Here is a 14,873-nt window from a genome sequence, read left to right on the forward strand (position 1 = left end):
TTACTGCTCTTGTTGGTGCTCTTTTGCCGACACAGCGTTTGCTATTGTGGCAAAATCGTTAAGTGATAATACTTCTGCGCGAGAGGTAGGATCGATACCTAGCTCACGGATCTCCTCTTCACTTAAACTGTCTTTCAGCGAGTTGCGAATGGTTTTTCGGCGCTGGTTGAACGCTTGTGCACAGACGCGCTCAAGCGTATTTACAGACTCAACGTCTACTGGCGGTGCCTGATGTGGCACTAGCTTCACTACTGCAGAATCAACCTTCGGGGGTGGCTTAAATGCACCAGGTGGAACATTTAATACAGGAATAACGTGGCAGTAATACTGCGCCATCACTGAAAGCCTACCGTAGTTTTTAGAACCAGGACCAGCAGCCAGTCGGTTCACCACCTCTTTTTGCAACATGAAGTGCATATCTTCAATGCAGTGAGCATGGTCGAAAAGATGGAACATTAACGGTGTTGAAATGTTGTAAGGCAAGTTACCAAAGACCCGAAGCTTCTTGTCTTTTATTGGCATCTCTTTGCATAACGCCCCGAAATCCATCGTCATCGCATCTTGTTCAATTACGGTGAGTTTATCGCCGTTAAATGGATGGTGACGTAGTCGTTTGGCAAGATCTCGGTCTAGCTCGATAACGGTAAGTGCGTCTACTTCTTCACAAACAGGGTCTGTTAACGCGCCTAAACCTGGTCCTATTTCTACCAAGTTTTGTTCATTCTTTGGTGCGATTGCGGCAACAATTTTTCCTATCACGTACTCGTCGTGAAGGAAGTTCTGTCCAAATCGCTTTCTGGCCGTATGGCCTAAGTGTGTTTTACTCATTGTTGATGATGTGCAAGCTCAATGGCTTTTTCCAATGCTTTTCTGAAACTACCGGCGTCGGCCTCTCCTGTACCTGCTAAATCTAATGCAGTACCGTGGTCGACTGAAGTGCGAACAAAAGGTAACCCTAACGTAATATTCACCGACGCCCCAAAACCCTTATATTTTAGCACGGGTAAGCCTTGGTCGTGATACATCGCTAGCACTACATCGGCATTTTCTAAGTATTTAGGCTGAAATATAGTGTCAGCAGGCAGTGGACCTGTAATATTTAAGCCTTCTTCTCTAAGCTCATTAAGTGCCGGAATGATAGTGTGAATTTCTTCAGTGCCAATATGACCGTCTTCACCTGCGTGTGGGTTTAGACCACATACGTAAATGTGAGGCGTTTTTATGCCGAACTTCAGCTTTAAGTCAGTATTAATGATATGAATAACTTTGTGCAGTCGCTCGCGGGTTATTGCTTTTGCTACATATTCAAGGGGGATATGCGTTGTAGCTAGTGCCACATTAAGGCCTTCTGTTGCCAGCAGCATCACCACGTCAATTGTGTTGGACTGGTAAGCGAAAAACTCTGTATGGCCGCTGAAAGAAACCCCCGCTTTGTTAATGATACCTTTGTGTACAGGACCAGTCACAACAGCATCGAAGTCGCCGTCCATATTAGCCTGGCACGCTTGGCGCAAGGTTTCTACAACATACAGCCCGTTTTCACTATCAAGCTCGCCCGGAACAACTTCAACCGTTTTATCTATCTGTTTTATAAACAACGAACCCGCAGCTTGTATCTGCGGGTTATTTGCATCGTAATCGATTAGCGTTAATGGAAGCCCTAGGGCACTCGCTCGCGCTTTCAACATGTCGGCATCGGCAAACACGACAAGCTGGGCTTGCCATGTTTCCTGGGCCAGTTTAATGATCAAATCTGGCCCTATACCTGCCGGTTCTCCCGGCGTTATTGCTATTTTAATTGGTGTGCTCATGAATAACTTATTATTAAGATTCGACTACTTCGACGTAAGCGGCATCGCGCATCTCACGTAACCAGTTTTCGGTTTCTTCTGAAAATTTACGGTTGAAGATAAGCTGATATGCTTTGTCTTCTTTACGTTTATCCGTTGCGTCATCCATGCGGCGGTCGATGAGTTGAATTAAGTGCCAGCCGTGAACTGTGCGTACCGGGTCGCTGTACTCTCCAGGCTCAAGCTGAGATAACGCATCTTTAAACTCTGGTACATAATTGCTTGGGTCAGACCAGCCTAACTCGCCACCGCGAAGGGCAGAACCCGGGTCTTCAGAATGCTCTTTGGCTAACTCTGCAAAATCAGCTTCACCACTTTGTAATTCTTCTTTAAAGCGAACAAGCATAGCTTTTGCTTTCTCTTCACTAAGAATGATAGACGGCTTCACAAGAATGTGACGAGAGTCTACTTCTTCCACGGTAACTTTCTCAATACCGCGGGTATCAAGTACTTTAAGTATGTGAAATCCTGCACCGCTTCGAATTGGTCCAACAAGGGTATCTTTGTCCTTGTCTTGAATGGCTTCAGCGAAAAGTGTAGGCATTGCGTTAATATTAAGCCAGCCCATATCACCACCTTCTAGCGCTTCGTTACCAGACGATGACGCGATAGCTATCTTAGCAAAATCAGAACCTGATTCTAGTAAGGCTATTACTTTGTCAGCGCGTTCACGGGCAGCTTGAATATCTTCGTCTGTTGGTTCAGGTGGGAAACCAATAAGAATGTGACCTAAGCGGTATTCTGCCTGCGTCGCACCCTGTTGTTCCATTAGGTCTATCAGAGTATCTATTTCTTGAGGCGTGATATAAACGCGGCGGCGTACGTTTGCACGGCGCACTTCACCCATAATAATTTCTTCACGAATATCTTCACGATAGTCATCGTACGCAATACCTTCGGCAGCTAATTGTGCACGAAGTTGTTCAATAGTCGCATTTTGATTAGACGCGATATTGCCAATGGTTTGCTCAAGCTGTGGGTCACTAATACGAATACCCATGCGTTCAGCCATTTGTAACTGAAGACTCTTAGTGATCAAGCGCTCAATTGCCTGAGTACGAAGCGCACGATCTGATGGTAGCTGTTGATTATTAGCTTCAGCGTTGCGTTTAACTTCTTGTACAAGGGCATCAATTTCGCTTTCAAGCACAACACCTTGGTCAACAATTACAGCAACGCGGTCAAGCATAACTTCTTGCGCAACGCTGTTAAACGAGAGTAGGGCACCTAACATCAATGCACGGATAATGAACTTCATACACACTCTTTTATTATTGGTTGATTGCATTTAAGCGCCGTTTAGCACTCAACTGCGGGTTAATTTAAACTATAAGGCTGGCGATAGCCAAACATACCGTCTTGAAGCATGCTTCTTTGGGTTCCTGATGAACCTATGCCTTTGAAAATAAACTGGAGCGATACACCAGAGTCGAAATCGTCGGTTGTTTGAACACCACTGTCGTTGTAGCGGTTGTTTAAACTGCGCTGTGCGACAAGTCGAACCGCCCAACAGCAAGATTCATATTGAATACCTGCATAGGTTTCCACACTTCGATTGCGCTCAAGATCACGGTAAGTACGACCAACCCATTGCCAATTCTCAGAAATAGGCCAGCTTGCTGAAATACCAATTTGATCGATGGTTTCACCACTTAAGTCGCGAACATAGCGATGACTCAATTGAATAAAGCGCGCGTCATCTTTACGGTATTCAATACCCACACTGCTTAAATCAACTTTGTCTGTGTCAGTGGTTACCTGTACATCAGAGTGGAAAAACCAATTGTTGTTAAAGCGCCAATCCACCTCAGCGGCAAGGGCTGAGCGGTCTTGATTTTTTGTTGCCGCAATAACTTTATTATCTTCAAGGTAGAATATCTGACCCACACTAAGAACAAATTGTTCCCTATTGTTTTTGTCTAACATGCGAGTGGTTGCACCAAGGGTAATTTGGTTGTTGTCGCTAATTCTATCAAGGCCAGTAAATTCTTGGCCCCTAAACAATCCTTCAACGTCGGTTAAAAGCGGTGTTGAGTCATAAAAACCTATTGCAGTTTGATCTTCATAAGACGTATAGAGATATTGCACTTTGGGTTCTAGGGTCATTGACATGTCGTCACTAAACCAAGACGTGTCTCTTTCAAAATATAAGGCACCGTAAAGGCGGGCTTGACCAAGCGTTCGCTCTACGTCTTCTTTCAAATCAGTACCTTCAACATTGTCTTGTTGGTATACCGTTTGAAATAATGAGGTTTCAGCAACAAACTCCCCCCATGCAGCGCGTAATGGCACGGCAAGTGTTGGCGCAATATGGAAGCGAGTTGCTGTTGGCGCAGTCTCCAACGTGTTGTCGAAGTGAGCAACCTCAGAGTCAAGGTTGAACTCGAAATATTCGGCAAACGCTTTGTTGTAGTTAACTTTAATCTCTGGTACAGCACGGTAGCTGTCTGCCGTATTGCCTAATACCTCAAAATCTTTTATTTGCATATTTACCGATAGATTTTGAGAGTAGTAACTTAAACCAATGTTGCGGTACAGGTGCGTGTCCGCGCGACTGTAATAGTCTGAACCCAAGTCAACTAAGTAGTTGTTGTCACTTAGGCCGTTAAAATCAATATTAAGTAGCCAATTATCAGCAACTAACCCCTGATGTTCTAAGCGGTAAAAATAGCGGTCTGGATTACCTTCAATGTCCGAGTCACTTGGTAAATATTCAACATAGGCTTTACCTTGGCTGCGCTCTGTTAAATAGCGAAACTCCGTATTCAGCTGAACGCCACGAAGGGTCATCAACCGAGGTGAAATCGTCATGTCGTAGTTCGGCGCAATGTTCCAGTAAAAAGGTTGGGTGTAGTCTACACCTGTGCGACTAGAGCTGGTGAGTTCGGGAAATAGTAAGCCGGTTTGTCGTTCATTGCTTACGGGAAACGCAAAGTAAGGCAAGTAAAATACTGGTACATCGGCGATGTAAAACCGGGTGTGTTTCGCCTGGCCCCATACCGTGCCTTTTTCCAAACTGATCTCACTGGCACGGATCATCCAGTCTTCATCGCCTTCCGGGCAAGTCGTGAAACTGACTTCCTTAAGCACTATGCCGGTATCGGTATCTAGCACGATATCTTTTGCGGCTCCTTGCCCTATAAAGCCCGTCAGTTTATAGCGGGTGTTTTGCATTTCTAAACGCTCTTCTTCAGAGCGCAGGGTTACCGCGTCGCTTTCGACTTTTAATTGGGCATCTTGGTAAGTCACATCGCCTTTAGCAATAAGGTCTCGGCCACTACCGTTCACTTGCGCCTGAGACGCACTAATCACCGCGGTGTCTGACGTTATGTCTACATTGCCAGAAAACAATGCCACAGTGTCTTGAATAATTTCAGTTCGGTTAGCTTCAACTTTCACATGACCTTTAGGCATTAACGCCTGGCTACTAAAAGTAACGGGTTCAACAGAGCAAAATGCAAGCGGCGCTGCATTTGGAGCTAATTGAGAATTCGAAGCTGTAGTTTCCTGTGCAAACGCGACTGTAGGCAAAAGGGTCGCGGAAACAAGCATGGCGCAGGTGTTTTTCATGCGTAAATGGGTGGCCTGTTTTGTTGTATGTTGCTTATAAACCCAAATAAGACGACATGCGTCTCGGTTAGTTCGACATAACGTTTTAAAAAAACAGTGATTACGTACCCTCGATTGACCTTCCAATAAAAGAACTAGGGCGTTCACTAACTATAACTATTTAATTCAAGCGCTCAATTCTAAGCACTTCTGTCGTAATTACCAACCATTCAAACAAAAAAATGCACTTTTAAACACATTACTTATCAAACAGCAAAACAAATTGGGCAGCGTAGCTTGATTTCACCTTGCCTAGACCACAAGTTTGATCGCTAGAGTTATCAGTTTTGGGTAAGTGCTCTTTAAGCCGCTTGCGCACGATAAAACCTAAACTGTCTGCTGCTCTGGTTAATATACTTAAGCATTTGATATGATGTGCTAAACACGCAGTGCACGGCGTGAACTAGAATACGTACCATCAACTTTTTATACAGTGCACCAACGGAGTATGACGCGATGTCAATTTGGGGGAAAATCCTCGGCGCCTTATTTGGCTTTATGTTTCTTAAAATACCTGGCGCTATTCTTGGACTGGTGGTCGGGCACTTTTTTGACAAAGCGTACCGCCAAGACTTCAATCAGCTCGGCGGTTTTGGGCGCTTTTTTACCGACCAAAACAATTTAAAACAGCAGGCAATTTTTTTTCACAGCCTGTTTAGCGCGTTAGGTCACCTTGCTAAGTCTGACGGCAAAGTAACAGATCGAGAAATTCAAATTGCCACAGCGTTAATGGATGAAATGCGCCTGACGGGCGATGCGCGCCGCGAGGCGCAGGATGCGTTCAGAGAAGGTAAAGCGCGGGATTTTCCCTTAGTAGACACGTTAAAAGGGTTTTATGATGCCAGCCATGGTCGGCGGGATATTCTGCAAGTATTTTTAGAGATCCTTATTCAAGCCGCGTTTGCCGACGGCCAGCTTTCTCAAGAAGAATATAATGTACTGGAAAAAGTAGCGAAGCCTCTGGGTTTTAGACGCAGAGATTTAGATTATTTAATCTCAATGTATGAGGCAGAAATTCGGTTTAGGCAGCGGGCTCATTCTGGCGCAGGGCAACAGGGCCGTTCAGGAGCGGGTCAGCGCCAATATAGTCAGTCGGGCCAGCGTTCAGCCTACTCAGAGCAGCAAAGCTTGGATGATGCCTATCGGATATTAGGCGTGTCTGCATCTGACGATGAAAAGACGATAAAGCGTGCCTACAGAAAGCGCATGTCTGAGCATCACCCAGATAAACTGGTTTCGAAGGGGCTACCTGAGCAGGCAATGGAGATTGCCAAAAAGAAAGCGCAAGATATTCAATCAGCCTATGAACTGATTAAGCAAAAACGTGGCTTTTAAATGACAAAACTTGAACGTGAGTTAACTTATGTGCCTGCAGCGAGTCAAGCGCACATCGACGGCTTTATTGAGATGCTTTGGCTTGAAAAAGGGTTATCAGAGCATACACAGCAAAGCTATCGTACCGACCTCACTAAGCTTGCTATTTACAGCAACAATCAAGGTGTGAAGGATATAGCTGTGCTGACTACTGAACAGCTTCAGGACTATTTAGCTTATCGTCACGACCAAGGGCTTTCCACGCGCAGCACACAGCGGGCGCTTAGCGCTATTCGCGCTTTTTTTGTTTTTCTTATAAGTAAACAAATTCGCGTAGATAGCCCTGTTTCTGCGTTGTCTAACCCAAAAACGCCAAAAGCCTTACCTTCTTCTTTAAGTGAGCAGCAGGTTGAAGATTTACTTAATGCCCCTTTAACTGACGACCCAATTGAATGCCGAGATAAAAGCATGCTTGAAGTGCTTTATGCAACCGGCCTTCGCGTGAGCGAATTGATTGGGTTGACGATGGATCAAGTCAGCATTCAGCAAGGCGTGGTTAGAGTGGTAGGTAAAGGAAACAAAGAGCGTTTAGTACCTCTTGGGGAAGATGCAATAGAATGGTTATTAACCTATATAAAAACCGCGCGACCTATTCTTTCAACAAAAACTTCTGACGTAGTTTTTCTGAGTAAGCGTGGGCAGAAAATGACACGCCAAACATTTTGGCATCGCATTAAATACTATGCGGTGAAAGCAGGGATTGAGCAGCACCTTTCCCCCCACACATTACGCCATGCGTTTGCTACCCACTTGTTAAACCACGGTGCTGATTTACGTGTTGTACAAATGCTGTTGGGTCACAGCGATTTATCAACAACGCAAATTTACACGCATGTTGCGACAGAGCGACTTCAAACGCTTATCCACAGTCATCACCCTCGAGGTTAGTGGATAAAAGCTAGTTTACGCTAGAATGCTACAAACTGAGCGTTGTATAAGACGAGGCTCTGCTCACATATATATTTAACGAAAAGGTGTGTGATAGGATAAGGACAAATGATTGCTTTCGATTAAGCGTTGTAAGCTAGTGCAGCGGTGTTGTAGTTCATAAACCTCGTGGACACCTTAATGACACTTCACGACAGTGTAAATGCACAGATAAACAAAAAATTAGCGTTGAAAGTGCAATTTTTTGTTAAGTTCATCGGTCTGAAACTAATCTGAAAGTAATAAGTATGAAACATGTTTAGTGGTTACCTTAAGACCGAAGCACACTCTTAGGTGGCTGCAATCTTGGCCAAGCGAGTACAAACAAGCTCAAATGGCAAAATGGGGAGTAATTAGTGAAAGCAGTAAAGAAAATTTTGTTAGCCAGCGTAGTAGCGGCAGGTTCTCTGTTGGGGTTGAGCGCGCAAGCTGCTGACGAAGCCGCTATCCGCGATAAATTAACATCAATGCTTGGGCTAGATGTAGAAACTATTGCCGATTCTCCTGTATCTGGCTTGGTCCAGGTATCTACAAACCGCGGCTTGTTTTATGTAAGTGAAAACGGGCAGTACTTACTTCAGGCCCGCGTGTTTAATATTGATAAAGAAATGCGTAACGAAACAGAGCTAGCCCTTTCTGGACTGCGCAAAGAAGGCGTGGCTTCAATGGAATCGTCATCGATTACGTTTAAAGCAAAGAACGAAAAGCATGAAATTAGTGTTTTCACCGATATCACTTGTGGCTACTGTCGTAAGTTTCACAACGAAATTGATGAACTTAACGATGCGGGCATTACCGTACACTACCTTGCATTCCCGCGTTCTGGATTAAACAGCGAAAACTACAACGATATGGTGTCAGTGTGGTGCGCTGAAAACCCGCAAAAAGCGTTAACCAAAGCTAAGGCAGGCAGTGACGTAACAAGCGCTAGCTGCAAAAACAAAGTGGCAGAGCAATACATGCTAGGTCAAAAGCTAGGGGTAAACGGCACACCTAATATCGTGTTGCCTGACGGTTCATTGATTCCTGGTTACCAGCCAGCTGCGTTGCTTGCTAAAGCATTAGAAGAAGCTGAGTAGCCATTCAGTCCTCAACATTAAATATGATAAAAACGCACGCTTTGTGCGTTTTTTTGTTTTCTGCGGTATGATTCGGTCCATATTTTCTAGCGCTTTTTCGTTCAGTTTTACTTTGCGGTTCACACGGGCTTTAACTTGGAATCTGCACTAATTATAAAGTGTCCCGACTCCAGTCTCTTTGTTTAAAGCCTATTTGAACTTGCATCGACAACTGCATTTACAGTATTGGTTTAGTGGTATTTATGATTTTGCCTATTGTTCGTCGCGAAGTTACCGGCTCCTCGTTAAGTTCTGACTTACACCCTGTTATCGACAGAATTTATCGCAGTCGCAATATTGCGAATATGAATGACTTAGAGAATGGTCTGAAAGGGCTTACGCATTTCAACGTATTAAAAGGAATGCCGCAGGCCGCGAAAATTCTCGCCAATGCCGTTGCGCAAAATAAACGTATTATCATTGTGGGCGATTTTGATGCCGACGGAGCAACCAGTACATCGGTATGCATATTGGCGCTTCGAGCCATGGGCTGTCACAACGTAGATTTTCTTGTACCTAACCGCTTTGACTTCGGTTATGGGCTTAGCGTGCCTATCGTGGATGAAGCTGCCAAACAGGGGGCGGAAGTTATTGTCACAGTGGACAATGGTATTTCCTGTATTGACGGTGTAACCCACGCAAAGTCGTTGGAAATGCAAGTTGTTGTTACCGATCATCATTTGCCGGGTGACGTTTTACCTCCCGCTGATGCGATCGTAAATCCTAACCAACCCGGATGCGAATTCCCTTCTAAAAATTTGGCTGGGGTTGGCGTTGCCTTTTACATCATGCTAGCACTTAAAGCCGAGTTACAGCAGCAAGGGCATTTTGAAAAAGCAGGGTTAGCGCCACCAAACCTAGCGTCGCTACTTGATATTGTTGCGGTTGGCACCGTGGCCGATGTAGTAATGCTTGATAAAAATAACCGAATTTTAGTTCATCAAGGCCTTCAGCGCATTCGGGCGGGTAAGTGTCGACCTGGCATTAAAGCATTGGTCGAAGTAGCGAATCGCGATTGCGCTCACTTAACCTCAACTGACTTAGGCTTTGTGGTTGGGCCAAGGCTTAATGCCGCGGGTCGATTAGACGATATGTCCCAAGGCATTGCGTGCTTATTAGAAGATGAAACCATTCAAGCGCGAATGATCGCCGCTGAACTCGATGCACTTAACAAGGAACGCCGTGAAATTGAGACCGGCATGAAAGCGCAAGCAGAAACCGTGCTAGAGCAAATGGCGCTGGATGAAGGCGATATGCCAAGCGCACTGGTGGTTTATCGCGAAGACTTTCACCAAGGGGTTATTGGTATTGTGGCAGGGCGTTTGAAAGAGAAATATCTTAAGCCTGTTATCGCTTTTGCCCATCAAGACGACGAGATCATTAAAGGTTCAGCACGCTCAATTCCTGGTGTGCACATCCGCGATGTACTTGATGAAGTAAATACGCGCTACCCTGGCATTATCGAGAAATTCGGTGGGCACGCCATGGCCGCTGGTTTGAGCTTGCCCGTAGCTAAGCTTCAAGACTTCGAGCGTGCTTTTGTTGATACTGCACGTGCACACATGGAAAAGGTTGATGGTAATCATGCACTTTTGTCTGATGGTGACTTATCTTCAGAAGAGTTGTGTTTGCCTTTCGCGCATTTATTGCGCCAGGCAGGTCCGTTTGGGCAGGGCTTTGAATCACCGTTATTTGATGGAGAATTTACGCTGCTCGATCAGCGTTTAGTTGGACAAAAGCACCTCAAAATGGTGTTGAAACATGATGGCGCCAATGAAGTAGACGCTATTGCGTTTAACGTTGATTTAAAAGCATGGCCCAATGCCATGATAAAACGTGTACGTATTGCTTACCGCCTTGATATTAACGTCTTCAGGGGGCAAGAAACTGTGCAGCTTATTGTAGAGCAAATAGAAGCGGTTTAATCGATGTAGATAAACGGGCAGCAGTGAATGGTTTGAGCCCTGCTAGTCAAAAAGCGATACGTGGAAAAGAATTAAAAAGTAGGAAAAAAGAGGCAAGGGTGAAAAGCGAACGACAAAAGCTGGTGGAAAAGCACAGTCAGCTGAATCAAACCGACAATGCTAAAGTGATATCTCACGTTCAGCGGGAAGAGAAAGACAGCGACTGGGTACGCCACACTATTATGCTAGAAGGCATTGATGTCCCTTTTATTTACCGGCGTAAACAGCAATATCAAAGCTTAAAAGGCGCGCGGGTAAACGTAACCTACTATCGCCATGTTGAAGACGTGGCTGGCATTGAGTTTGAAACCATGAAAGTTGTACGAATTAAACGTAGCTAAATGAGTAACTAGCCTTTGCCGCTAACATAAACCTTTTAATTTCCACCTTTTAACTTACACCTAAATAGCTACCGATTTGGTGCTAAACAACAGTGAACAACAATGAATAATGAATGGTTAAATGCCTATGTGCTGCATAGACGCCCTTACAGGGAGACCAGCTATATTGTTGACTTTTTTACCCTGGAAGAAGGGCGTGTTAGTGCGGTAGCGAAAGGGGTGAAGAATAGTAAATCAGACAAGAAAAGCCTGCTTCAACCTTTTCAACATCTCCGTTTACAGTTAAGCGGAAAGTCAGAGTTAAAAAACTTACGTCACGTTGAAAGTGTCGCGCCCTCTATAAACCTTGTTGGGACTGCATTATTTTGTGCCATGTATGTTAATGAGTTGACTAATCGCGTTATGCCGGCAGGGCTTGCCAGCGATGGCGTTCACAGCGCTTATGAAAATGCGCTACTGTCTCTTCGCGATGAGAGCGATATAGAGGTGACCTTACGTCAGTTCGAATTTGCACTGCTTGATGAAATGGGGCTGTTGCCTGATTTCACCACCGATGTCGAATACGAAATGCCCATAGAAGAAAGCGGTAGCTACCGCTTTCAGATAGACGCAGGGTTTGTGCGACTGCCTGACGATATGGCAGGTCCCCGCGGTATGCGAGGCTTTCCCGGGCAAGCGTTGCTTAGTTTGTCACAGGGGGAATTTACGCCGCTTAGTAAAAAAGTGGCTAAGGTGCTTTGCCGGGACTTGCTGAAACCGCTAATTGGTGACAAGCCACTTAAAAGCCGCGAACTTTTTATGCCCAAGCCGCGGTAATAGCATTAAATTATTTTCTCTTAACTCAAACGCTTAATAAGCACGTTCTACAAAAAAATTTGCTACAATTGCGACTTTCCTTAAAAGGGTATTTTTACCCTTAAAGCAACGTATTAAACAGGAAGAGTTGGCCTCTTCTATCGCTCTTACAGGTTAGGTGGTGAAATGAGCACGATTTTATTAGGCGTTAACATCGACCATATTGCAACGCTACGCAATGCGCGCGGTACGCATTACCCAGATCCAGTGCACGCAGCGGATATTGCCGAGCGTGCAGGTGCAGACGGCATTACGGTTCATTTACGTGAAGACCGTCGTCACATTAAAGACCGCGATGTACGCATTTTAGCGCAAACCATTAATACCCGACTTAATTTGGAAATGGCGGTAACCGAAGAAATGCTGGCAATTGCCGAAGAAGTGAAGCCTGTTTTTTGTTGCTTAGTACCAGAAAAGCGCGAAGAGTTGACTACCGAAGGTGGTCTTGATGTGGCAGGGAATTTTGAAAACATCAAAGCGGCGTGCGAGCGACTCGCTAATGCGAACATTTTGGTGTCGTTATTTATTGATGCAGACAAAGCGCAAATTGACGCGGCCGCAGCATGTAACGCCCCTTACATCGAAATTCACACCGGACAATACGCAGAAGCTACCAGCGAGGAAGTGCAGCATAAAGAGCTAGCGCGTTTAGTTGAAGGTATCGAGTACGCCGATAGCTTAGGGCTTAAAGTGAATGCAGGTCACGGCTTGCACTATCACAATGTTAAACCTATTGCGGCTATTCCTCAGCTAATCGAACTTAATATTGGCCACGCTATCATTGCTCGCGCCGCGTTTGATGGCCTTCATACGGCTGTAGCTGATATGCGTAAACTTATGCTAGAAGCACGAGCAGGCATTTAACCTTAGATTCAAAAGGGTGTAGATAACGTGGCGATTGAAGGGCTAGGTACTGACATTGTAGAGATAGCGCGACTTGGTAAAGGCGATGGCGCTAATGAACGCTTAGCCAAGCGAGTACTTACGCCTGCCGAGTGGCAGCAGTTCAGCGAACACGGTACGCCAGTCCGCTTCTTAGCCAAGCGTTTTGCCGCCAAGGAAGCGGCAGTGAAGGCCCTTGGTACAGGGATTGGAAACGGGATCAGCTGGCAGCATATAGAAGTGCGCAATAACCATTTAGGTGCGCCAGAGCTTCATTTTTCTGGCGAGTTTGCTGCAATGTGCAAAAAACGAGGTATCACGCGAAGCGTGGTCAGTATTTCAGATGAGCAGCATTATGCTGTCGCCACCGTTATACTAGAGTCTGAATAGAGCAACTGCCCCTAACCCACGTAGGCGACTTCTATTTGGTGAGCGCGTGCAAAAACCTCTACTAACATCAAACCACGTAAAACAAGTAACCGGAGTTACACTTGGCAAACCTTTTTAAACAATCTCGCAGCAAGCAAAAAGGCAAAACGTCGCTTACTGAGCGTGGCGCTTCAAAAAAAGGGAATGCCAGAGCCAATGCGCAGGTCGCAGGACTTCGATTTGGGAAAAGCAAAAATGCAGCGGATACCAGTGAAAGTCAAAAACCTAACACGGTCACCATTGAAGATTTAGACTGGATGGGCAATGGCGTAGTGCGCGGCAATCCGATGGTATTTGTTGAAGGTGCCCTTGTAGGAGAAACCTGCGACATAGAGGTGGTATCAAGCAAAAAGAAAGTCATTAACGCCAGGGCGACAAACATTCACTCGCCAAGTGATGAAAGACAAGCGCCTTTTTGCCCTGTGTTTGATGTATGTGGTGGGTGTCAGCTACAGCACATAAAGCCCGACGCGGCGCTTGAGCAACGTGACCGTGCTCTTAAAGTGATGATGGAACGTCACCTTGCAATGAAGCCACACGTTTGGCAAGCACCTTTAGCAGGGTCGCGTCCTCAATATCGCAGAAAAGGCAGGCTGGCTATAGATGCCCGCAACCCCAATCAAATTAAGTTGGGCTTCCGTGAAGCAAATAGCAACAACGTTATCAATGTAGAAACCTGCCCAATACTGGTTGACCCGCTATCTAAACTTATTGGCCCTTTACGGGATGCGCTTTCAGGGTTCGAGTCAGCGCGTCATATTGGGCATATCAGCCTTATTGCTGGCGATAATACCTCGCACCTTGTTATTAAACACACCAAAGCCCTTGAAGCTGAGCTGATTGATGCAGTGAGCGAATTGGTGAACACGAGTTCATCGGTTGGTGACTACGGTATTGAATTAAAGCTTGAAAATAAGCAGGGGCAAATTCGCAGTGTGGGTCGTGGTACTGATATGGTGATGAACACGGTAAATGGCTGCTCAATTTCACCTAGTGCTAACGACTTTATTCAAATTAATAAAGTGGTTAACGAAAAAATGGTTAATCAGGCAATAGGATGGCTAAACCCAAAGCCCAACGAACGTATCGCTGATTGGTTTAGCGGGCTGGGCAATTTTACTTTACCTATTGCTAAGTTAGGTGCAAAGGTTCAGGCGGTAGAAGGTGTGGCAGAGATGGTGCGCCGCGCCAAAGACAATGCACAGCAACAGGGCATTGAAAATGTAGAGTGGCTGCATTTAGATTTGGCTGATAAGACCAACGTCGAGGCTTCATTACAGCAGGGTTTTGATAAGGTATTACTAGACCCCTCAAGAGAAGGGGCGTTGACCGTTTGTCATGCGCTTGTAAAAGCACTACCAAAAACGATAGTGTATGTTTCTTGCAACCCAAGTACGTTTTCTAGAGACGCCAAGGTGTTGATAGACGGTGGTTATGAAATGGAAAAAGCGGGTGTAGCAGAAATGTTCCCCTTCACCCATCACATGGAAATGATGGCCTTGTTTACGCGAAAGCAGCAGTAAC

13 protein-coding genes are annotated in these 14,873 nt (G+C 45.4%); 9 read left to right on the forward strand and 4 right to left on the reverse strand.

The genetic code is table 11. From position 1 onward, the window contains the following. The 4 genes from rsmA to ACXAGV_RS09650 are packed head-to-tail and all read right to left on the reverse strand — an operon-like array spanning position 1 to position 5,420. On the reverse strand, positions 1 to 828 hold the full coding sequence (rsmA, locus tag ACXAGV_RS09635) for a 16S rRNA (adenine(1518)-N(6)/adenine(1519)-N(6))-dimethyltransferase RsmA (protein WP_136780521.1): 828 nt from the start codon (positions 826 to 828) through the stop codon (positions 1 to 3). After that, complete coding sequence (gene pdxA, locus ACXAGV_RS09640; RefSeq protein ID WP_474873065.1) at positions 825 to 1,811, reverse strand: 4-hydroxythreonine-4-phosphate dehydrogenase PdxA; 987 nt, start codon at positions 1,809 to 1,811, stop codon at positions 825 to 827. The genes rsmA and pdxA overlap by 4 nt, the downstream gene beginning before the upstream one ends. A 13-nt stretch (positions 1,812 to 1,824) precedes the next feature. Beyond that, positions 1,825 to 3,138: a peptidylprolyl isomerase SurA gene (gene surA, locus ACXAGV_RS09645; RefSeq protein ID WP_474873066.1), complete on the reverse strand. Its 1,314-nt coding sequence runs from the start codon at positions 3,136 to 3,138 to the stop codon at positions 1,825 to 1,827. 29 nt (positions 3,139 to 3,167) lie between these two features. Next, complete coding sequence (locus tag ACXAGV_RS09650; protein ID WP_474873067.1) at positions 3,168 to 5,420, reverse strand: LPS-assembly protein LptD; 2,253 nt, start codon at positions 5,418 to 5,420, stop codon at positions 3,168 to 3,170. Between the two features lie 495 nt (positions 5,421 to 5,915). Here ACXAGV_RS09650 and djlA point away from each other — a divergent pair, with 495 nt between their 5' ends. From djlA to rlmD, 9 genes are all read left to right on the forward strand, one after another. Continuing rightward, complete coding sequence (gene djlA, locus ACXAGV_RS09655) at positions 5,916 to 6,794, forward strand: co-chaperone DjlA (RefSeq protein ID WP_474873068.1); 879 nt, start codon at positions 5,916 to 5,918, stop codon at positions 6,792 to 6,794. Next, positions 6,795 to 7,721, forward strand: coding sequence for a site-specific tyrosine recombinase XerD (gene xerD / locus ACXAGV_RS09660; protein WP_474873069.1), 927 nt, complete (start codon positions 6,795 to 6,797; stop codon positions 7,719 to 7,721). It begins immediately after the preceding gene. Positions 7,722 to 8,116: 395 nt separating this feature from the next. Further along, entirely contained in the window at positions 8,117 to 8,839 is a 723-nt protein-coding gene (dsbC, locus tag ACXAGV_RS09665) for a bifunctional protein-disulfide isomerase/oxidoreductase DsbC (protein WP_474873070.1), read from the forward strand. 242 nt (positions 8,840 to 9,081) lie between these two features. Next, entirely contained in the window at positions 9,082 to 10,803 is a 1,722-nt protein-coding gene (gene recJ, locus ACXAGV_RS09670) for a single-stranded-DNA-specific exonuclease RecJ (RefSeq protein WP_474873071.1), read from the forward strand. Between the two features lie 98 nt (positions 10,804 to 10,901). Beyond that, positions 10,902 to 11,183, forward strand: a complete 282-nt coding sequence (locus ACXAGV_RS09675) for a hypothetical protein (protein ID WP_474873072.1) — start codon at positions 10,902 to 10,904, stop codon at positions 11,181 to 11,183. 102 nt (positions 11,184 to 11,285) lie between these two features. Next, a complete protein-coding gene (gene recO / locus ACXAGV_RS09680) occupies positions 11,286 to 11,999 on the forward strand; it encodes a DNA repair protein RecO (RefSeq protein ID WP_474873073.1) in 714 nt (237 codons plus the stop codon). 165 nt (positions 12,000 to 12,164) lie between these two features. Continuing rightward, positions 12,165 to 12,902, forward strand: a complete 738-nt coding sequence (gene pdxJ, locus ACXAGV_RS09685) for a pyridoxine 5'-phosphate synthase (RefSeq protein ID WP_474873074.1) — start codon at positions 12,165 to 12,167, stop codon at positions 12,900 to 12,902. A gap of 27 nt (positions 12,903 to 12,929) precedes the next feature. After that, complete coding sequence (acpS, locus tag ACXAGV_RS09690) at positions 12,930 to 13,310, forward strand: holo-ACP synthase (protein ID WP_474873075.1); 381 nt, start codon at positions 12,930 to 12,932, stop codon at positions 13,308 to 13,310. A gap of 101 nt (positions 13,311 to 13,411) precedes the next feature. Beyond that, positions 13,412 to 14,872: a 23S rRNA (uracil(1939)-C(5))-methyltransferase RlmD gene (rlmD, locus tag ACXAGV_RS09695; protein ID WP_474873076.1), complete on the forward strand. Its 1,461-nt coding sequence runs from the start codon at positions 13,412 to 13,414 to the stop codon at positions 14,870 to 14,872. The last annotated feature ends 1 nt before the right edge of the window (position 14,873 follow it).

The organism is Alteromonas sp. ABH4_453 (assembly GCF_056160665.1).

What these genes read in the sequence shown, in the direction of transcription:
- rsmA (WP_136780521.1), bottom strand. Translation starts at nt 828, where the DNA reads ATGAGTAAAACACACTTAGGCCATACGGCCAGAAAGCGATTTGGACAG.
- pdxA (WP_474873065.1), bottom strand. Translation starts at nt 1,811, where the DNA reads ATGAGCACACCAATTAAAATAGCAATAACGCCGGGAGAACCGGCAGGT.
- xerD (WP_474873069.1), top strand. Translation starts at nt 6,795, where the DNA reads ATGACAAAACTTGAACGTGAGTTAACTTATGTGCCTGCAGCGAGTCAA.
- surA (WP_474873066.1), bottom strand. Translation starts at nt 3,138, where the DNA reads ATGCAATCAACCAATAATAAAAGAGTGTGTATGAAGTTCATTATCCGT.
- ACXAGV_RS09650 (WP_474873067.1), bottom strand. Translation starts at nt 5,420, where the DNA reads ATGAAAAACACCTGCGCCATGCTTGTTTCCGCGACCCTTTTGCCTACA.
- djlA (WP_474873068.1), top strand. Translation starts at nt 5,916, where the DNA reads ATGTCAATTTGGGGGAAAATCCTCGGCGCCTTATTTGGCTTTATGTTT.
- recJ (WP_474873071.1), top strand. Translation starts at nt 9,082, where the DNA reads ATGATTTTGCCTATTGTTCGTCGCGAAGTTACCGGCTCCTCGTTAAGT.
- recO (WP_474873073.1), top strand. Translation starts at nt 11,286, where the DNA reads ATGAATAATGAATGGTTAAATGCCTATGTGCTGCATAGACGCCCTTAC.
- pdxJ (WP_474873074.1), top strand. Translation starts at nt 12,165, where the DNA reads ATGAGCACGATTTTATTAGGCGTTAACATCGACCATATTGCAACGCTA.